The sequence below is a fragment of the Variovorax sp. TLI9-5A genome (assembly GCF_056867935.1).
This window is the reverse complement of record NZ_CP200310.1, coordinates 940,992-959,181: the sequence shown is the minus strand read 5'-3', so window position 1 is coordinate 959,181 and position 18,190 is coordinate 940,992. Positions and strand designations below refer to the sequence as shown.

At 69.4% G+C, this 18,190-nt stretch carries 21 protein-coding genes; 6 read left to right on the top strand and 15 right to left on the bottom strand.

Going from position 1 to position 18,190, the window contains the following annotated elements; genetic code table 11:
• Window position 1 precedes the first annotated feature (1 nt).
• Entirely contained in the window at window positions 2–922 is a 921-nt protein-coding gene (gene rocF / locus AC1VNX_RS04725; protein WP_483155682.1) for an arginase, read from the top strand.
• A gap of 130 nt (window positions 923–1,052) precedes the next feature.
• Here the strand turns inward: rocF and AC1VNX_RS04720 are convergent, their stop codons facing one another.
• The 14 genes from AC1VNX_RS04720 to AC1VNX_RS04655 form a co-directional block, all read right to left on the bottom strand.
• Window positions 1,053–1,616: a DUF805 domain-containing protein gene (locus AC1VNX_RS04720; RefSeq protein ID WP_126025798.1), complete on the bottom strand. Its 564-nt coding sequence runs from the start codon at window positions 1,614–1,616 to the stop codon at window positions 1,053–1,055.
• A gap of 50 nt (window positions 1,617–1,666) precedes the next feature.
• Window positions 1,667–3,037 carry a DUF58 domain-containing protein gene (locus AC1VNX_RS04715; protein ID WP_483155681.1) on the bottom strand — a complete coding sequence of 457 codons (1,371 nt, stop codon included), beginning with the start codon at window positions 3,035–3,037 and terminating at the stop codon, window positions 1,667–1,669.
• A gap of 11 nt (window positions 3,038–3,048) precedes the next feature.
• Window positions 3,049–4,044: an AAA family ATPase gene (locus AC1VNX_RS04710; protein ID WP_483155680.1), complete on the bottom strand. Its 996-nt coding sequence runs from the start codon at window positions 4,042–4,044 to the stop codon at window positions 3,049–3,051.
• A gap of 14 nt (window positions 4,045–4,058) precedes the next feature.
• On the bottom strand, window positions 4,059–5,318 hold the full coding sequence (locus tag AC1VNX_RS04705; protein WP_483155679.1) for a DUF4350 domain-containing protein: 1,260 nt from the start codon (window positions 5,316–5,318) through the stop codon (window positions 4,059–4,061).
• The gene (locus AC1VNX_RS04700; RefSeq protein WP_483155678.1) at window positions 5,315–6,109 is read right to left on the bottom strand and encodes a DUF4129 domain-containing protein; all 795 of its coding nucleotides are present in this window, start codon (window positions 6,107–6,109) and stop codon (window positions 5,315–5,317) included. Before AC1VNX_RS04700 ends, AC1VNX_RS04705 begins: the two co-directional genes overlap by 4 nt.
• Entirely contained in the window at window positions 6,096–6,827 is a 732-nt protein-coding gene (locus AC1VNX_RS04695; protein ID WP_483155677.1) for a hypothetical protein, read from the bottom strand. Before AC1VNX_RS04695 ends, AC1VNX_RS04700 begins: the two co-directional genes overlap by 14 nt.
• Window positions 6,817–7,806: a stage II sporulation protein M gene (locus AC1VNX_RS04690; RefSeq protein ID WP_483155676.1), complete on the bottom strand. Its 990-nt coding sequence runs from the start codon at window positions 7,804–7,806 to the stop codon at window positions 6,817–6,819. The genes AC1VNX_RS04695 and AC1VNX_RS04690 overlap by 11 nt, the downstream gene beginning before the upstream one ends.
• Window positions 7,803–8,534: an RDD family protein gene (locus AC1VNX_RS04685; RefSeq protein WP_301507924.1), complete on the bottom strand. Its 732-nt coding sequence runs from the start codon at window positions 8,532–8,534 to the stop codon at window positions 7,803–7,805. Before AC1VNX_RS04685 ends, AC1VNX_RS04690 begins: the two co-directional genes overlap by 4 nt.
• 16 nt (window positions 8,535–8,550) lie before the next feature.
• Entirely contained in the window at window positions 8,551–9,069 is a 519-nt protein-coding gene (locus tag AC1VNX_RS04680) for an RDD family protein (RefSeq protein ID WP_483155675.1), read from the bottom strand.
• 72 nt (window positions 9,070–9,141) lie between these two features.
• Window positions 9,142–10,143, bottom strand: a complete 1,002-nt coding sequence (locus AC1VNX_RS04675) for an FUSC family protein (RefSeq protein ID WP_483155674.1) — start codon at window positions 10,141–10,143, stop codon at window positions 9,142–9,144.
• A complete protein-coding gene (locus AC1VNX_RS04670; protein WP_483155673.1) occupies window positions 10,140–10,610 on the bottom strand; it encodes a MarR family winged helix-turn-helix transcriptional regulator in 471 nt (156 codons plus the stop codon). Before AC1VNX_RS04670 ends, AC1VNX_RS04675 begins: the two co-directional genes overlap by 4 nt.
• 43 nt (window positions 10,611–10,653) lie before the next feature.
• Window positions 10,654–11,382 (bottom strand): DUF2242 domain-containing protein, encoded by a 729-nt coding sequence (locus AC1VNX_RS04665; RefSeq protein WP_483155672.1) that lies wholly within the window; start codon window positions 11,380–11,382, stop codon window positions 10,654–10,656.
• A gap of 95 nt (window positions 11,383–11,477) precedes the next feature.
• Window positions 11,478–12,140: a nucleoside/nucleotide kinase family protein gene (locus AC1VNX_RS04660; protein ID WP_483155671.1), complete on the bottom strand. Its 663-nt coding sequence runs from the start codon at window positions 12,138–12,140 to the stop codon at window positions 11,478–11,480.
• A 36-nt stretch (window positions 12,141–12,176) separates the two neighbouring features.
• Entirely contained in the window at window positions 12,177–13,451 is a 1,275-nt protein-coding gene (locus AC1VNX_RS04655; protein ID WP_483155670.1) for a Glu/Leu/Phe/Val family dehydrogenase, read from the bottom strand.
• A 230-nt stretch (window positions 13,452–13,681) separates the two neighbouring features.
• Here AC1VNX_RS04655 and AC1VNX_RS04650 point away from each other — a divergent pair, with 230 nt between their 5' ends.
• The 3 genes from AC1VNX_RS04650 (at window position 13,682) to AC1VNX_RS04640 (ending at window position 15,211) form a co-directional block, all read left to right on the top strand.
• Entirely contained in the window at window positions 13,682–14,005 is a 324-nt protein-coding gene (locus tag AC1VNX_RS04650; RefSeq protein WP_483155669.1) for a DUF4148 domain-containing protein, read from the top strand.
• A gap of 128 nt (window positions 14,006–14,133) precedes the next feature.
• The gene (locus tag AC1VNX_RS04645; protein WP_483155668.1) at window positions 14,134–14,592 is read left to right on the top strand and encodes a hypothetical protein; all 459 of its coding nucleotides are present in this window, start codon (window positions 14,134–14,136) and stop codon (window positions 14,590–14,592) included.
• A 151-nt stretch (window positions 14,593–14,743) separates the two neighbouring features.
• Window positions 14,744–15,211 carry an Lrp/AsnC ligand binding domain-containing protein gene (locus tag AC1VNX_RS04640; protein ID WP_483155667.1) on the top strand — a complete coding sequence of 156 codons (468 nt, stop codon included), beginning with the start codon at window positions 14,744–14,746 and terminating at the stop codon, window positions 15,209–15,211.
• A 10-nt stretch (window positions 15,212–15,221) separates the two neighbouring features.
• Here the strand turns inward: AC1VNX_RS04640 and AC1VNX_RS04635 are convergent, their stop codons facing one another.
• Complete coding sequence (locus AC1VNX_RS04635; protein WP_483155666.1) at window positions 15,222–15,926, bottom strand: YggS family pyridoxal phosphate-dependent enzyme; 705 nt, start codon at window positions 15,924–15,926, stop codon at window positions 15,222–15,224.
• 51 nt (window positions 15,927–15,977) lie between these two features.
• Here AC1VNX_RS04635 and AC1VNX_RS04630 point away from each other — a divergent pair, with 51 nt between their 5' ends.
• Together AC1VNX_RS04630 and AC1VNX_RS04625 are read left to right on the top strand one after the other, a co-directional pair.
• Window positions 15,978–17,021, top strand: a complete 1,044-nt coding sequence (locus tag AC1VNX_RS04630) for a type IV pilus twitching motility protein PilT (RefSeq protein WP_019657566.1) — start codon at window positions 15,978–15,980, stop codon at window positions 17,019–17,021.
• Between the two features lie 27 nt (window positions 17,022–17,048).
• On the top strand, window positions 17,049–18,185 hold the full coding sequence (locus AC1VNX_RS04625) for a PilT/PilU family type 4a pilus ATPase (protein ID WP_176668403.1): 1,137 nt from the start codon (window positions 17,049–17,051) through the stop codon (window positions 18,183–18,185).
• Window positions 18,186–18,190 lie beyond the last annotated feature (5 nt).

Genomic DNA, 18,190 nt, shown 5'->3' with positions numbered 1-18,190 from the left:
AATGAGCAAGGCCAAGGTCACCCTCGAACTGATCGGCGCACCCACCGATGTCGGCGCCAGCGTGCGCGGCGCGGGCATGGGCCCCGACGCGCTGCGCGTGGCGGGCCTGCCGGAGGCGCTCGCGCGGCAGGGCTATGCGGTCGTCGACCGGGGCAACCTCGCGGGGCCGGCCACGCCGTGGGCGCCGCCGGCCAACGGGCTGCGCCACCTCGACGAGGTGATCGCCTGGAACCGCTCGGTGTACGCGGCCGTCGACGCCGCGCTGAGCGGCGGCCACGTGCCGCTGATGATGGGCGGAGACCATTGCCTGGCCATCGGCTCGATCAGCGCGGTGGCATGGCATGCGCGCAAGCGCGGCAAGAAGCTGCGCGTTCTGTGGCTCGATGCGCACTCCGACGTCAACACCGAGACCACCAGCCCCAGCGGCAACCTGCATGGCATGCCGGTGTCGTGCCTGCTCGGCCACGGGCCGGCGGTGCTCACGGGCTGGAGCGGCGAGCGCGCGGCGCTGGCGCACGAGGCCATCCGCTTCATCGGCATCCGCAGCGTGGACGGCGACGAGAAGGAAGCCATCCGCACGCTGGGCCTGAACGTGTTCGACATGCGCCACATCGACGAGCACGGCATGCGCACCACCATGACCGAGGCGCTGCAGGACGTTGATGAAGACACCCACCTGCACGTGAGCTTCGACCTCGACTGCCTCGACCCCGCCGACGCGCCCGGCGTGGGCACCGGCGTGCGCGGCGGGCCCACCTACCGCGAGATGCAGCTGTGCATGGAAATGATCGCCGACACCGGGCGGCTAGGCTCGCTGGACGTGGTGGAACTGAACCCGGCGCTCGACGTGCGCAACCAGACGGCCGAGGTGGCCGTGGAGCTCATCGAGAGCCTGTTCGGCAAATCGACGCTGGTGAGGTAAGGGAACTCCCCAGGCTTCGCGCACTTCGTGTCGCTTCTCCTCCCCCTCGCCGGGGGCGACACCTGCGGCCCGGCAGAGCCGGTTCCGCGGTGTCTCGCGAACAGGCCCTGCCGTGGTGCGTCGAAGGGAATCAGGGCCGCTCGACCTGCGCCGCCTTGGCGCGCGTGGTGTAGCCCTGGTAGGCCGGCAGCGCGACGGCCGCGAGGATGCCGAGCACCGTGATCACAGGCAGCAGCCACGCGCCGATCAGCACGCCGATGCCGTTGGGCGGCGGCGGCGCGCCGAAACGGTTGCGGCCTTTGGTGCCCGACTTGAAGACCCAGATCAGGGCGACGAAGGGAATCAGCGCCAGGAACAGCATCCAGCCCGACCAGTCCATGTCGTGCGAGCGCTGGATGCCGGTCAGCACGTAGAAGACCAGGTACGGAATCGCCAGCAGGAAGGTCAGCCCGCCGATCACGCCTTCGGAGCGCGCAAGGCCGGTGAAGCCGAGGATGCCACCCATCACCGCGGCCGCGATGATGAAGATGATGTACGAAAAAAGCGTGTACGCCAGGAAGCGCGCCCGGCCGATGCGGCCCTTGGCGGACCACAGCTTCACGGGCTGCACGGCATCGGAGCCGCCCTCGTACACGTCCGCCACCGTCGAGCGCGGCGCGGCGTACGGATTGGGATTGGTGAAATCGGTCGTCATGTGCTTCTCTCTCCTCTGATTTATGAAGGGCCCATTGTGGGCAAAGACCTTTACAAAAGGCCAGCCCTTTTGACCGCGTGGTAACGGTTAACCAACGCCACGGCGAGGTCGGCCGGCTCAACGTCGACCGACAGCGGGTCGTTGCCCACCACGCGCGCGAAGGCGTCGCGGCGCGACTGCTCGAACAGGTGCGCCGCCGCCACGTCGACCGCGTCGCGCGCATGCACCAGCGGCTGGCTGGCGATGTGGCCGAGCACGCGTTCGCGCAGGCTCGCGACCAGCACCAGGTGCTTGCGGCGCAGCAGCTTGATGGCGGGGCGCAGTTCGGCTGCGTCCTCGTCGCGGAAGTTGGTCAGCACGATGACCAGCGCGCGCCGCTTCTGCACGCGCAGCAGCTCCTGCGCGGCCAGCAGGTAGTCCGAATGGGTGGCGCCGGGCTGGATGTCGTGCAGACGGTTCATCAGCGCATTGAGCGTGGCGCTGCCCTTGCGCGGTGCGAAGTCGCGCCGCTCTTGCGGCGGACAGCCGAAGGTCATGGCGCCGACCTCGTCGCCCTCCTTCAGCGCGACGTAGCTCAGCAGCATCAGCGCGTTGAGCGCCTCGTCGAAGTGGCTGTTGTTGCTCTGCTGCTGCGCCAATGCGCCTTCGTCGGCGCGCATGCGGCGGCCGCAGTCGAGCAGGAACAGCACGCACTGGTCGCGGTCGTCCTGGAACTCGCGCACGATGGGCCGACGCTGGCGCTGCGTGGCCTTCCAGTCGATGTGGCGCAGCGAGTCGCCGGTCTTGTAGTCGGCCAGCTGCCGGAAGTCGGTGCCCAGCCCGCGCTGCGCATAGGTCTTGATGCCGATCTGCGCCAGCCGTCGGTCGCCCGAGAGCCACGCGTAGCGCGCGAGCGCCGCGAAGTTGGGGTACACGCGCAGCCGGCGCGGCTCGCCCAATGTCTGCCGCACCTCGAAGCAGCCGAAGCGGGTGCGCCAGCGCATCTGGGTGGCGCCGAACTGCGCCACGCCGCGCTGCGTGGCGGTGGCGGTGTAGCGGATCGCGACGCGCGAGAGCGCCGGCACCGCATGCTCCTGCGGCAGCCCCTCGAAGGCGAAGTGCGTGTCGACCTCGTCGAACACCGACACCCGCCAGGCCTGCGCGCCCTCGTTCACCAGCGTGAGCGTGAGCACCGTGGGCACGCCCAGCGAAAACGCGCCGGGCAGGTTGCGCTCGATGCGCAGCGGCGCGGCGCGCCACAGCCGCAGGCTCTGCCAGAGATCGACGCCCGCCAGCACGAGGCCCAGCGCCAGAAGCACGCCCGCCACGACGGCGACGTAGTCCACCGGCACGCCAAGCAGCAGCGCCACGGTAGCGGCGACGCCGAGGCCGGCCAGCGCCAGCACGGGCGCGCGCGCGGGAATCGGAATGGCAGCTCGCATCCGCGCGGGGCCTACAGCCTCGGGGCTTCGACGCTGTCGCGCGCGGCGCGCAGCAGGGTGTCGACGCTCAGACCTTCGAGCTGCGCATCGGGCGAGATCATCACGCGGTGCCGCAGCGCCGACAGCGCCTGGCGCGCGACGTCGTCGGGCGTGATGAAGTCGCGCCCCCCCATCAGCGCGGCGGCGCGGGCGGCGCGCACCAGCGCCATGGTGCCGCGCGGCCCCGCGCCCGACGACAGGCCCGGCCAGTCGCGGGTGGCGCGCGCGATGCGTACCGCATAGTCGATCACCCGTTCGTCGGCTTGCACCAGGCAGGCCAGCCGCTGCAGTTCGAGCACCTGCGCCTCGTCGAGGCAGGGGCGCACGGCCTCCAGCGGAAACTGGTTGCCCGCGCGCTGCCGCGTGGTGAGCTGCACGATGGCGTTCTCCTCGCTGTGGCTCGGAAAGCCGATGTCGATCTTCAGCAGGAAGCGGTCGAGCTGCGCCTCGGGCAGCGGATAGGTGCCCTCGGTGTCGATCGGGTTCTGCGTGGCCATCACCATGAAGGGGCGCGGCAGTGCCATGGCCTTGCCTTCGAGCGTGACCTGGTACTCCTGCATGACTTCGAGCAGCGCGCTCTGGGTCTTGGCCGGCGCGCGGTTGATTTCGTCGGCCAGCAGCAGATTGGTGAACACCGGGCCCTGGTGCACGCGCAGGGTGCCGAGGCTGCCGTCGCCGCGCGAGGCGATGTCGAGCACCGCGTGGCCGGTGACGTCCGAGGGCATCAGGTCGGGCGTGAACTGCACGCGCGAGTAGCGCAGCGTCATGGCCTGCGCGAGCGCGCGGGCGAGCAGGGTCTTGCCGAGCCCCGGCACGCCCTCGATCAGCACATGGCCCGATGCCACCAGCGCGACCAGCGTCTGGTCGACTGCCTCGAGCTGGCCGACCACGGCCTGGCCGACCTCGGCGCGCAGCGTCTGCAGCCATTGGGCCGCACGCGTCAGTTCTTCGGGTTGGATGGCTTGCATGGGCGTCTCTCGGTTCAGGATGAGGAGGAAGAAGGTGAAGAAGAGGAAGAGGACCGGGGCATGAACGGTCCGTGCGCATCGAGCCGGCGGCGCGCGGTTTCGAGCACTTCCAGGTCGATCGCCATCGCGCCGGCATGACGGGCTCGTGCCTCGTCCATCGCGCGCGCGAGCATTGCCGGCTCCAGCCCGGTGGCCTGTGCGATGGCGGCAGCGCGCGCCGCGGCGTCGCCGAGTGCATAGCCGCGCAGCTGCCTGCGAGCGGATTCGTTCAGTGCGCGCAGCTGCGCCACGTGCAGCGCGTTGGCGCCGTGCGCATGCAGGAAGCCGGCGGTGCCACGCACCTGCTCGGCCATGGAGCGCCGGTGCGTGCCGGCCGAGGGCGCCAGCGGCCCGAAGCGCACGGCCGCGCGCCAGAGCGCGACGGCCAGCGCCAGCATGCCGACGACCAGCGCCACCCAACCCCTTTGCCAGAGCCACAGCATGAAGGGCTCGCGCGCCTCTTCGGCGACGAACCAGATCTCGCCGCCGCCGCGCGCCTGCACCGCGGCGGCGGCGAACAGCGCGTTGTCGCCGCGCAGCAGGCTGTCGTTGTGCCACAGGCCCCAGGGCATCACGGTGACGGTGCCACGGCCGACGCCCACGCGGATCGCCTCGGTGCCGCGCGAGCCGGTCGCCGTCCACAGCGCGGGCGGCTGCTTGTCGGCGGGCCGGTAGCGCGAGGGCGACCACCATGTGCAGACCCGGTAGCCGCGCCCGCCCGCGAAGCTCGCGGGTACGGTTTCGGGCTCGTTCACCATGTGGCAGTCCGCGTCCTTGGCGGACGGGTCGGGAAGACGCGGGACGCTCGATCTCTTTTTCTTCTTGGGCTCGGGCGTTTCCTTCTTCTCTTCCGAAGCGGGCGGCTTTTCGCGGACCAGCGGAAGCCAGTCTTCGAGCTGATCGCCGCCGACGAGGTAGCCCGGCACCACGAGGTGCCCGCCCTGCTCCACCCACTGGCGCAGGCGCTGGCCGCGCTCGGGGAACATGTCCCAGTGGCTGGAGCCGAGCACCAGCCGCGCCTGGGCGGGCGGCATGACGTCGAGGCTGTCGCGCTTGACCACCGTCATGCCGAGCTCGCGAAGCATCGCCTGCGCGCCGTAGAAGCGGTTCTTCTTCGCCTCGCCGCTCGCGGGCGTCGACACCTCGGTGTCGGCCCATTCGGTGGCGGTGACCAGCCAGAAGCCGACCAGCGCCAGCACGAGCACCGAGACGATGCGGACCACCCATGCGTTCATGCGGCCGCGCCCTTCATCACGCTGTCGTCAGGCTCGGCAGCGGCCGGCTTGGCGGGCAGGTACAGGTCGAACTCGCCGCAGACCGCCAGCACCTGCGCGGTGGAAGGCAGCCGGCCGCCGTACGCCGCCAGTTGCCACGCATCGACCAGCCGCACGAAGAAGGCCTGCGCGTGCGGCGACAGCCGGGTGGCGGCGAGCGCCACGCACTCACCCTCGGTGCTCGCGGCGCGAACCGGCACCGCGTGCGCGTGCACCAGCCGCGACAAGGCGCCGCGGTACAGCAGCGACAGCGCGGGCCGATGCTGGCCGCGCTGCCAGAGGCCGGCAGCGGCATTGCCGATGTCGTCGGGCAGGCTCTCGGGCCGGATGTCGAGGCTGCCGACGTGGCTTGGCAGCTGCGCCTTTCCGGGCCGCGCGTCGCCGGCGCGCACCCTGATCCACCGATGCAGGCGAACCACGAGCCAGGCCAGCGCCAATGCGGCCAGCCCCCAGATCAGCCAGCGCGCGCCTTCGGCCACCGCCCGCACGAAGTCGCGCAGCCAGTCGAGGCTGTCGGTCTTCTTCTCGGGCTCTTCCTCTTCTTCGTCGCGCTCCTTGAAGCGCAGCTTCTTCTCGGTCTTGGTGCCGGGCATGTTCGGGTCGGCGCGTACCTTGTCGGCGGCGGCCCGCACCTGCTCGCGCGTCGGCACTGTCTCGGCTGCGGTGGAGATCGCCGGCAGCATCAGGCTGGCAGCCCACACGGCCAACACCGTTACCGCGATGCGAAGCTTGCGGATATCAACGGAATCCACGGCGGAACTCCTGTTCGATGTCCCAGGCCTCCAGCTCCACACGCCGGTTCAGGTACATCGCGAAACCCGCCGCCACGTAGAACGGCTCCAGCACGCCGACGACCAGTGCGTACGCACCGGCAGTCAGCAGGCTCTGCACCATCGAATCCGACTGCGTGAGCCAGTTGAAGAGATCGCGGGAGCTGCCTTCGGGCGCGAACCAGAACAGCAGCGACAACAGGCAGATGTCGAGCGCCATCTCGACATTGGCGAACACCAGCTGCATGCCGGTGGCCGCGCCACGCCGTCCGCGCAGCAGCTGCGTGCGCCGCTTGCGCCGGGCGCTGCCGCGCTGGCCTTCGAGCTGGTCGATGGCCTGGGTGAACGAGCGCCAGGGCGAGAAGCGCCGCCACAGCAACGTGCGCAGCAGCTGCCCGCCCCACACGGCGCGGCGGTTGGCCCAGAGGTCGGACCAGCGCGTCTCCTGCCCGAACACGGCGCGCGAATGGACGAAGAGCAGGCTGCGGTCCAGCCAAGGCTTGAGCCAGAAGATCAGCAGGCTGGGCAGCCAGCCGGCGATCTCCACCGTGCTGAGGGCCAGCAGCACCGTGACGATGTAGACCGGCAGGAAGGTGCGCCACACCGAGCCCGCGTGGTTGCGCACCAGCTGCGCGCCCAGGTCGGCGGCCTCGGCCATGGGCCTTGGCCGCAGTGCGATGGCGAGGCCGTCAACCTGCATGCTCGTCTCCCGCCTTGGCGGCCGCGCGCGGGCGTCCCTGCCAGCCCAGGTAGGCCAGCACCAGCACCCAGCAGGCGCCGCCCACGCCGTACTTCACGGCAGGCGCGATCCAGCGCGCCGACGACCAGAAAGCCTCGACGGCGGCGGCGATCAGCAGCAGCCCGATGACGCCGTAGACGATCACCACCGCATGCCGCGCGGCCAGCCGCAGCGCCTCGAGCCGCGTGTGGCGCCCGGGCGCCACCCAGGAAAAACCCAGCCGCAGGCCCGCCGCGCCGGCCAGCACGATGGCGGTGAGCTCGAAGGCCGAGTGCGTGACGACGAAGGAAAGGAAGTTCTGGGCATGCCCCGCCGCGATGAGATAGCCGCCCACGGCCCCGATCTGCACGCCGTTGAACACCACCACCGCCGCGCTGCCCACGCCGGCGAAGATGCCGGCGGCGAAGCAGCGGAACCCGATGCCGATGTTGTTCATGATGTAGAAGCCGAACATCTGCCAGTCGTCGCCCGCGCTGCGCGTGCTGCGCAGGGGCTCGGCACCGTCGCCGTACATGGAATCGAACTCCTGCACCGAGCTGGCGTCCAGCAGGTGCAGGATGAAGCCCGGATCGCGCCAGGCCGCCCAGCCCGCCATCAGCAGCGGCAGCATGAACATCAGTGTCGACACCAGCAGGTAGGCGCGGTGCGCGCGCACCGCCTCGGGAAAGTCGACCAGCGCCAGCCGCGCGAAGCGCGCGAGGCCGTAGTCGTGGCGGCGGTAGATCAGCCGGTGCGCGCTCTGCGTGAGGCCTTCGAGGCGCTGTGTGAGATGTATCGGATAGGCGCGCGCCTGCGCCAGCGCGAGGTGCTCGCACACGCGGCGGTACAGCGTGGCGAGCCGGGCGCCGTCGAACTTGCGCCTGGTCTCGGCCGTGCGGATGACGGCTTCGAGCTCGGCCCACAGGGGCGCATAGGCGGCTTCGAAATCGAGCGGCGTCATCGACCGCCTCCTTGGCTCGCCGCACGCGCATCGCCGCCGTTGCGCCGGCCCAGCACCCACTGCGCCACGCCGAGCAGGCGCTGCGAGGCCGAAGCGCCGGTGGTGTCGGGGCCCAGCACCGGCTCCGCAATGCGGGCGAGTTCGTCGAAGCGCTCCGGCGTGAGGCGCGTGGCGCGCCCGGCCCACGAGACGATGGCCATCTGCTCGCGCGCCGACAGCGGCCGCGCAGGCGCCTGCGGCTCGGCCACGGGCAGGCTGCCGTGCAGGCTCACCTGGTCGCTGAACACCACCAGCGTGCCAGCGGCGAGGTCGCCCAGGCGCTTGCTGTCGTGCCGCCACAGCATCGACACGATGCCCGCGCCGTAGAAGGAAGGAACGAAGTCGGCCGCGCGCAGCAGGTTGCGCGTGAGCGCGGCGGCGGGCGTGACGGGCAGGCCCGAGTCCATCACCACGCGCAGGCCCATCACGCGCTTGCCGGGCGTGGCCGCGGCGCGCGTGAGCTCGAAGACCACCGGGTAGAACCACTCGAGGCAGAAATAGGCGATGAGCAGGACACCGACGCCCATCTTCCCCAGCATGCCGACGCCGATGGAGATGGCGACGAAGATGCCGAGCCGGATCGCGAAGTCGATGAGGTAGGCAAGCCCGCGTGCGACCAGCCCGGCCGGGCGCAGCGAGAGCGCGATGCCTTCCGGGGTCTCGGCGGTGTAGAGCGTGTCGAGGCGCACTGGCGTCGCGCCCGGCTCAGGCTTGCAGCACGACGGTGTCGGCGATCTGGTCGTGCAGGCAGCGGCGCGACGCGCGGAAGATGAACAGGCAGTCGATCAGCACGTAGATCGGCCCGAGCAGCGGCCAGATGCTGGTGAAGAACATCGGGCCGTCGCGCAGCGCGAGGATGCGGCCGATCTGCGCCTGCGAGCCGTCGGGCCGCGCGATGCGGATCTTGAACAGCGCCTTGCCGATGGTCTGGCCGCGGGTGGCCAGCAGGTAGCCGTGCAGCACGAGATAGAGAACGACGCCGGAGGCCGCGCTGGAGATGCGGGGCTCCCACATGCCGAGGCCGTCGTCTTCCCAGAGGTTGATGGGCGTGAACTTCGCGAGGAGCCAGATCACCACGATGGAGATGCCCGCGTCGAGCATCGCAGCCAGGAAGCGCGTGCCGCGCGATGCCAGTTCGCCCGACTGGCCCCCGCCCGGCTGCACCACGTCTTCCACATGGGATTGCGGAGGCGCGTAGCGCGCGTCCTGCGACTGGTCTTCCATGCCCGTCCCTCTCCGAAACGAATGAATTTTCGGAAGATTCTAGGGCGGTTCGATGTCCGCCCCGCCCCTGGACTACGCCGGCGGGCGCGCGGCGAGCGTGGCTTGCAGGCGCCGCAGGTCGTCGAGCAGCAGGTTCAGCGGCGCGGCCAGCAGCGCGTTCGATGCACCGTCCTGCGACGAAGCCTGTGCTGCGCAGCGAGCCAGTTCGACCAGATCGGGCGGCACGGACTTGCCCTCGAGCGCGTCGGCCATGCCGGCAATGGCCGCGCTGGCCGCCTGCGCGGCTTCGGCCTGCGTGCCGGGCGCCAGGCGAAACACGCGGTCGAGCACCGTGGCGTCCTGGAAGATGCGCGCCGCCAGCCGAGCCTTGTTGCGATAGCCGCCGCTCGTGCTGCCCCGGCGCCACCATCGGGCTTCCAGGTCGGCGCTGCCGGCCAGCACACTCAGGCGGCCCAGCGCGGCGCGCGTACCGGCCTGGATGCGTTCGATCTCTCCGGCATCGGTGGGCCGCCGCGAAGCGGACAAGCGCTTTGCGATGCCACGCAGCAGCGCCGCACAGCCCTCGTCGAAACGCGCGCCCGCGTGGTACTCCGACATCACCGTCGAGACCGCCAGCGCAACGCCTACGCCGATGCCGATCTGCACCATGCGCAGCAGAGCCACCTGCAGCGGCGAATGGCCGGGAATGCCGCCGGCCGACAGGATGATCAACGCCGCCACCGGCGCGCTGCGCAGCCCCGGCACGGAGGCGCCCGCGAAGGCCAGCAGCATGACGATGGCCAGCGTGGTCGCGAGCCCCGGCGCGCCGTGGTGGTGCAGGTAGACGCCTGCCATGCCGACCAGCGCGCCGGCCGCGGTGCCGCGCACGCGGTCCCAGCCGGCGTCCAGCGTGGAACCGGCGCTCGGGCGCATGACGATCAGCACGCTCATCACGGCCCAGAAGCTCTCGGGCAGATGCAGCGCGGTGGCGACGCACCAGGCGATGGCCACCGCCGCCGCGAGCTGCACGCCGGGACGCCAGCGGCCGTCGCGCCAGGGGTCGGCGAGGCGTTGCAGCGCGCGCGTGCCGTTCATGGCTTGGGGAGTTTCGCGCCGCCGTCGAGCGCGGCCGCGATGCCGTCGATCAGCCCGCAGGCTTCTAGCAGCAACGCGCGCTGGTCTTCATCGAGCATCGCGCCGATCGCCTCGGCCAGCGCCGCCTCGCGCGTGCGCATGATCGCCTTCAGCCGGCGCGTGCCCTCGGGGGTGAGCGACAGCAGCCACTGGCGACCGTCGGCCGGATGCGGCGCGCGGCCGATCCAGCCCTCGGCTTCCAGCTCGGCCAGCAGCCGGGTCAGCGACTGGAGCTTGACGCGCTCGAACCCCGCCAGTGCCGTGGGCGTGCACGGCCCGTGCCGGTGGAGCTGGCCCAGCACGCTGAGCTTGGCCACGCTCGGGCCCTCCGGCGTGGCACTGCCGCTGCGCAGCTGGCGGGAGAGCAGCGATACCGAGCTGCGAAGGCGAGCGGCGCATTGCGCCGTGTCCAGGATGGTGGAAGCCATGCCCAGATTGTAAGACGCATCTTGGTATCTGGCGCTTCCGGCGTCAGCCCCGGTTGGGCGATGAAGTCACAGGGTAGGTGACGGCTGGCGCCGGATCGGAGGCCGGTGCAGCGGCGGGCGCAGGCGCAGGCGCGGGCGCCGGGGCCGGCGATGCGACCGGTGTTTCCTCGGGCTTGGTCGCTGCTTCGTCCTCGGCTTCCGGCCCTTCCAGGAAGCGATCGAGCAGCGCGAAGAAGCGGTCGTAGAAGCGCTCGTCGGTCAGCGTCTCGCTCGCCACCTTCACCATCGCGTCGTCGCTGCCCGAGAACGGCAGCGAGAGCGAGCCGATCGCGCCCACGCCGAGGCTCGCCGAGTTGTTGACCTTCTTGAGTCCGTAGCGATCCTGCAGCGCAGTGGCGAAGGCCACGGTGCTCCTGCTCGCCTTGCCGCCCCGGGTGCTCTCGCGCGCGCAGACCACGCGGAACTCGACCTCCACATGCACCTCGGACGCCGGCTGGAAGCTCTTGCGCCCGGTCACGAGGTCGGAGTTGGCGGCCGTGATCATGTAGCCCTGGCTCAGCAGCGCACGGCGCGCGGCCTCGCAGGTCTGGGCCTCGGTGGCCTCGTAGTCGCGGGTGTGGGTGGTGGTGGAGCCGAAGGCCTCGGGTTCGTAGTTGACCCGGCGGGAAGTACTGCCGCAACCGGCGAGCACGAGAACGGCGCAGAGCAGGCCCAGGGCGAGAACCGGTTTACGGACCGGGGCACGGACGGCGAACAGGGAATTGGAGTGCATGGACGGCATGAAGCGGCGAATGCTAACCGGCGGCCTTGCCGGCAAGCCTTCGAGCGCGCCCGTGCAAGCGCGTTCCCGCCGCAATGCCGAAATTTTCAGGACCAGGGCAGCAGGTGATGGGCACGCACCCGCGTCGCCGCGATCAGCCGCGCATTCGGCGCGTCGGTGCTCGCCACCCAGGCACGCGCTTCTTCGGCGCTGCGGCCGAACTGCTGGTGGCGCCGCACCAGCCGCTCCTCGCGCACCGCGTCGTCGATGTCCACGTACCAGACCTCGTCGAGCATCGCCGCCGCGCCGGCCCACGGACCGACGTCGTGCAGCAGGTAGTTGCCCTCGGTGATGACGAGCTGCGTCGACGGCAGCACCGCGATCGCGCCGGCGATCGGCTCCTCGATCTCGCGGCGGAACTCGGGCGCATAGACGATGCCGCCATCGGGCCGCTGCTCGCGCAGCCGCTGCAGCAGCGCGACATAACCGGCGCTGTCGAAGGTGTCGGGCGCCCCCTTGCGGCCGGCACGGCCGAGCCGTTGCAGCTCGACGTTGGCAAGGTGGAAGCCGTCCATCGGAACGACCTGGGCACGCTCCGCGCCCACCGCCTGCAAGAGCGCCGCCGCGAGCGTCGACTTGCCCGCGCCGGGCGCGCCGACGAGCCCCAGCAGCCGTCGCTGCCCGCTGGCCATCAGGGCCTGCAGGCGGGCGGCGCTTTCGGGGGGAAGTGCTGGAAGCGGGGGAAGGTTCTGCGCGGGGGTGGTGGTCATCCCCCGAGCGTAGCTTTTCCTTCCGTCAAAAAAGCATCAGGGATACAGACCGCGTTCCTGGCGGGCCATCAGGATGCGCTCGCAGGCCACCGCGTACGTTGCCGTGCGCAGCGGAATCTTGTGCTTGTCGGCCGTGTCCCAGATGTGGTTGAGCGCGTTCATCATGATGCGGTCGAGGCGCACGTTGATCTCGTCCTCGTCCCAGAAGAAGGACGAGAAGTCCTGCACCCATTCGAAGTAGCTGACCGTCACGCCGCCGGCGTTGCAGATCACGTCGGGCACCACCAGCACGCCGCGCTCGGCGAGGATGTCGTCGGCCTGCGGCACGGTGGGGCCGTTGGCGCCTTCGAGCACCAGCTTGGCGGTGGTCTTCTGCGCGCGCTCGGCGGTGAGCTGGCCTTCGAGGGCGGCCGGGATCAGGATGTCGCAGGGCGTGTTCCAGAAGTCCTCGTTCGGCACGATGTCGCCGCCGGCCTTGAAGCCGATGACGCCGTCGGTGCGCGAGATGGGCACGAGCTTGGCGAGGTCGAGGCCGTTGCTGTTGACGATGGTGCCGGTGTGGTCCTGCACGGCGACGATCTTGGCGCCGGCTTCGGCAAAGAGTTCGGCAGCGACGGAGCCCACGTTGCCGAAGCCCTGCACGGCGATGCGCGCGCCGCGCAGGTCCATGCCGAGGCGGCGCGCGGCTTCGCGGCCGGTGACGAACACGCCCCGGCCGGTGGCCTTCACGCGGCCCAGCGAGCCGCCCAGGTGCAGGGGCTTGCCGGTGACGACGCCGGTGGCGGTGCCGCCGACGTTCATCGAGTAGGTGTCCATCATCCACGCCATGATCTGCGCGTTGGTGTTGACGTCGGGCGCGGGGATGTCGGTGTGCGGGCCGATGATGATGCCGATCTCGCTGGTGTAGCGGCGGGTGACTTTCTCGAGCTCCTGCAGCGAAAGCTTCTTCGGGTCGACGCGGATGCCGCCCTTGGCGCCGCCGTACGGCAGGTTGACGGCGGCCGTCTTGATGGTCATCCAGGCCGACAGGGCCATCACTTCTTCGAGCGTGACGTCGGGGTGGAAGCGCACGCCGCCCTTGCCCGGGCCGCGGCTCATGTTGTGCTGCACACGATAGCCCTCGAAGTGGGCGATGGTGCCGTCGTCCATTTCGATGGGCACGTCGACGATGAGCGCGCGCTTGGGGCGCTTGAGGGTTTCGACCCAGCGGGCCAGCGGGCCGAGGTACGGCACGACGCGATCGACCTGCGAGAGATAGGTGCCCCACGGGCTGTTGGCTGTAGGACTGACGAAGGAGAGTTGTTCGCTCATATGAGTTCCCTTGCTTGGTTTGTTAGGGTGGCCGCAACGATAGACCTCCGCCGCGCGTTGCGCCATGGCTTATGCGCGGCGCGGAGGCGGTTATGCAAGAGAGGTTGGCAGCCCTGCGGAGCCAACATTGCGCCGATGTAATCGCGGCGTGCGCAGGCTGATCGGCTCGCTTCCTAGATTGGCATGGTCGCGCCATCCCGGCGACGGCGAACAACCAGGAGATACCGACCATGCCGCATCGCAAGCTTCTTGTTTCTTCTTCCCTTCTCGCCGCCGCGCTGATTCCGCCGGCAGCGTCCGCCGCCGGCGAATACCACTTCGCACCCACCGAGGCCGGCGTGACGCGCTTCCCCGATCACGCAAAGCAAGACCCGTCGCGCGACAGGGTCGTCGCCGAGCTGGAAACGGCGCAGAAGCAGCCCGCCTGGAACAACGTGAGCCGCGGCGCGCCCTGGCCCGCCGCGCGAACCGGCCAGCCCGCCACGCGCGAGGCGGTGGAGGCCGAGGCCATCAAGGCGATGCAGGCGGGAACGATTCCGTCGGGCGAGCGATAGGCATGCGTCACATCCGTAGATGACAGAAACGTCATCGACGGGTTATCGACCCAGCAGATCCGCTTCGTAGAGTTGGCTTCACCAACCAAGCGATCAACCAACCAACGTCACACATCAAGGAGTAACGAATGAGCAAGCAAGCTTCCGCCACCCGATTGATCGGCACCGCCGCCCTCGCTGCCCTGCTGGGCACGATCGCCGCGCCGAGCTTCGCCGGCAACTACGCCGAGGGCGATCCGCGTCCCGCGCCACTGGTCTCGTCGACCACGCGCGCCGCCGTGACCGCCGACGCGGTGCAGTGGCTGAAGACCGCGCCCACTCAGGGCTACACCAGCGGCTACGAGCAGCAGGCGGTGGCGGTGTCGGCCAACTCCCGCGCCGCGGTGGCTGCCGACACGCAGCTGTGGATCCGCTCGGGCCTGGCGGCCAGGCAGAGCGGCGAGGCCGGCGCCGACACGATGAGGCCCGGCTACCGAGAGGCTGCCGCCGAGTACGCAAGGCTGCGCGCGAGCCCCGCCTACGGCGCGCTGGTCGACCAGCTCAATAACCAGCAGGCAGCTGCGCAGCCGCAGACCCAGCTTCGCTGACGAACGGGAACGGAACGTGCCGGCCGCCTCCTCGCGCCGCTGGGTAGGTGAGGGTAGGCCGCCGGCAGTTCCTTGGTTCTATCTCCTATAGCCTGCCTTCATAGCCCGCATCTTTTGCCACGAATCGGTTCCCGAGCCGGATAATCCTCCGATGCTCGACCTGGACCGCATCGATCTGCGTCTGCTGAAGATCCTTCAGGAAGACGGCCGCATCACCAACCTCAAACTGGCCGAGGCGGTGGCGCTTTCGCCCACGGCCGTGCTGGCGCGGGTGCAGCGGCTCACGCGCGACGGCTTCATCCAGGGCTACGAGGCGCGGCTCGATCCGCACAAGCTGGGCCGCGGCTTCACCGTGTTCGTCGAGGTGCTGCTGGACCGCACCACGCCCAACGTGTTCGACCAGTTCAAGGCGGCCGTGCAGGTGCGCGACGAAATCATGGAATGCCACATGGTCGCCGGCGGCTTCGACTACCTGCTCAAGACCCGCATGGCCGACATGGCCGCGTACCGCGAGTTCGCCGGCACCGTGCTGTGGCAGCTGCCGGGCGTGCGCGAGACGCGGACCTACGCGGTGATGGAAGAGGTGAAGAGCAGCGCGCGGCTGCCGCTGGGGTTTTGAGGCGCGCCCGTCAGGCCGGCCTGGCGTAGTTGCGGCCGCCGAAGATCGCGGTGCCCACGCGAACCATCGTGCTGCCTGCGCTGATGGCGGCTTCGAGATCGCCGCTCATGCCCAGCGAGAGCGTGTCCAGCGCGATACCCGCGTCGCGGATCGACTGGTACACCGCATGCGCGCGCAGACACAGTTCGCGCTGCGCCTCGAAGCCGGTGGTCGGCTCGGGAATCGCCATCAGCCCGCGCAGCCGAAGTTGTGGCAAAGCCGCCACAGCACGCGCCAGCGCCAGAGCCTCTTCGGGAGGCACGCCGGACTTGTTCGCTCCGCCGTCCACATTAACCTGAAGGCATACATTCAGCGGCGGCAGATGCGCCGGCCGCTGGGCCGAAAGACGCTTGGCGATCTTCAGCCTGTCGATGCTGTGGACCCAGTCGAAGTGCTCCGCGACCGGCCGCGTCTTGTTGCTCTGCAGGGGCCCGATGCAGTGCCATTCGAGGGAGGAACGCAGGTCGGCCAGCGCCTCGATCTTGTCCAGCCCTTCCTGCACGTAGTTCTCGCCGAAGGCCGACTGGCCCGCCGCGTGCGCCTCGCGCACCGCATCGGGGCCGAAGGTCTTGGACACCGCCAGCAGCCGCACCTCACTCGGGTCGCGGCCGGCCGTTACACATGCCTTTGCGATCCGGCTGTTTACTTGCTGGAGGTCGTCGCCAATCATCGTCATAATCGTCCAAAATCGTATCAAAACGTCACGAAACCCGAGCCGAGGAGCCCCGTGGACATCACCCAACTGCTGGCGTTCAGCGTCAAGAACAAAGCCTCCGACCTGCATCTTTCCGCGGGCCTGCCGCCCATGATCCGCGTCAACGGCGACGTGCGCCGCATCAACGTCGACGCGCTCGATCACAAGGGCGTGCACGCCATGGTGTACGACATCATGAGCGACACGCACCGCAAGCACTACGAAGAGTTCCTGGAGGTCGACTTCTCCTTCGAGATCGACGGCCTCGCGCGCTTCCGCGTGAATGCCTTCAACCAGGCGCGCGGCGCGGCCGCGGTGTTCCGGACCATTCCTTCGAAGATCCTCACGCTCGAGCAGCTCAACGCGCCGAAGATTTTCGGCGAACTGGCGCTCAAGCCGCGCGGGCTGGTGCTGGTGACGGGCCCCACGGGCTCTGGCAAGTCGACCACGCTGGCGGCGATGATCAACTACCTCAACGAGAACGAGTACGGCCACATTCTCACGGTGGAAGACCCGATCGAATTCGTGCACGAGTCGAAGAAGTGCCTGATCAACCAGCGCGAGGTGGGCCCGATGACGCTGTCGTTCTCGAACGCCCTGCGCTCCGCCCTGCGCGAAGACCCCGACGCCATCCTGGTGGGCGAGCTGCGCGACCTGGAGACCATCCGCCTGGCCATGACCGCCGCCGAAACGGGCCACCTGGTGTTCGGCACGCTGCACACCTCCTCGGCCGCCAAGACCATCGACCGGATCATCGACGTGTTCCCGGGCGAGGAAAAGGAAATGATCCGCGCCATGCTCTCGGAGTCGCTGCAGGCCGTGATCTCGCAGACGCTGTGCAAGACCAAGGACGGCCAGAGCCGTGTGGCGGCGCACGAAATCATGCTGGGCACGCCGGCCATCCGCAACCTGATCCGCGAGGCCAAGGTGGCGCAGATGTACTCCACCATCCAGACCGGCCAGGGCTCGGGCATGCAGACGCTGGACCAGAACCTGACGGAACTGGTGCGCCGCAATACCATCTCGGCTGCAGAGGCCCGCAGCAAGGCCAAGATCCCAGAGAACTTCCCCGGCTGATCCACAGCCCTTCGGAGCACCGACATCATGGAACGCGATCAAGCCAGCCAGTTCATCAACGACCTGCTCAAGCTCATGGTGAGCCGCAACGGCAGCGACCTGTTCATCACGGCCGACTTCCCGCCGGCCATCAAGGTCGACGGTAAGGTCACCAAGGTCTCGCAGCAGGCACTGGGCGCGCCGCACACGCTGGCGCTGACCCGCTCGATCATGAACGACCGCCAGACGGCGGAGTTCGAGCGTACCAAGGAATGCAACTTCGCGATCTCGCCGACCGGCATCGGCCGCTTCCGCGTGAACGCCTTCGTGCAGCAGGGCAAGGTCGGCATGGTGCTGCGGACCATTCCCGCGAAGCTGCCGACCATCGACGGCCTGGGCATGCCGCAGGTGCTGAAGGAAGTGTCGATGACCAAGCGCGGCCTGTGCATCCTGGTGGGCGCCACGGGCTCGGGCAAGTCGACCACGCTGGCGGCGATGATCGACTGGCGCAACGAGAACTCCTTCGGCCACATCGTGACGGTGGAAGACCCGGTCGAGTTCGTGCATCCGCACAAGAACTGCGTGGTGACGCAGCGCGAAGTGGGCATCGACACCGACAGCTGGGAAGCCGCGCTGAAGAACACGCTGCGCCAGGCGCCCGACGTGATCCTGATGGGCGAAATCCGCGACCGCGAGACCATGGAGCACGCCGTTGCCTTCGCCGAGACCGGCCACCTGTGCATGGCCACGCTGCACGCCAACAGCGCCAACCAGGCGCTGGACCGGATCATCAACTTCTTCCCCGAAGAGCGCCGCGCCCAGCTGCTGATGGACCTGTCGCTGAACCTGCGCTCGCTGGTCTCGCAGCGGCTGGTGCCGACGGAAGACGGCCTGGGCCGCGTGGCCGCGGTGGAAGTGCTGCTGAACACGCCGCTGATTTCCGACCTGATCTTCAAGGGCGAGGTGGGCGAGATCAAGGAGATCATGAAGAAGAGCCGCAACCTGGGCATGCAGACCTTCGACCAGGCGCTGTTCGACCTGTTCGAGAGCCACTCGATCAGCTTCGAGGACGCCATCCGCAACGCCGACTCGGCCAATGACCTGCGCCTGCAGATCAAGCTCAACAGCCAGCGCGCGCGCAGCACCGACCTGGCGGCGGGCACGGAGCACTTCGCGATCGTCTGAGGGCG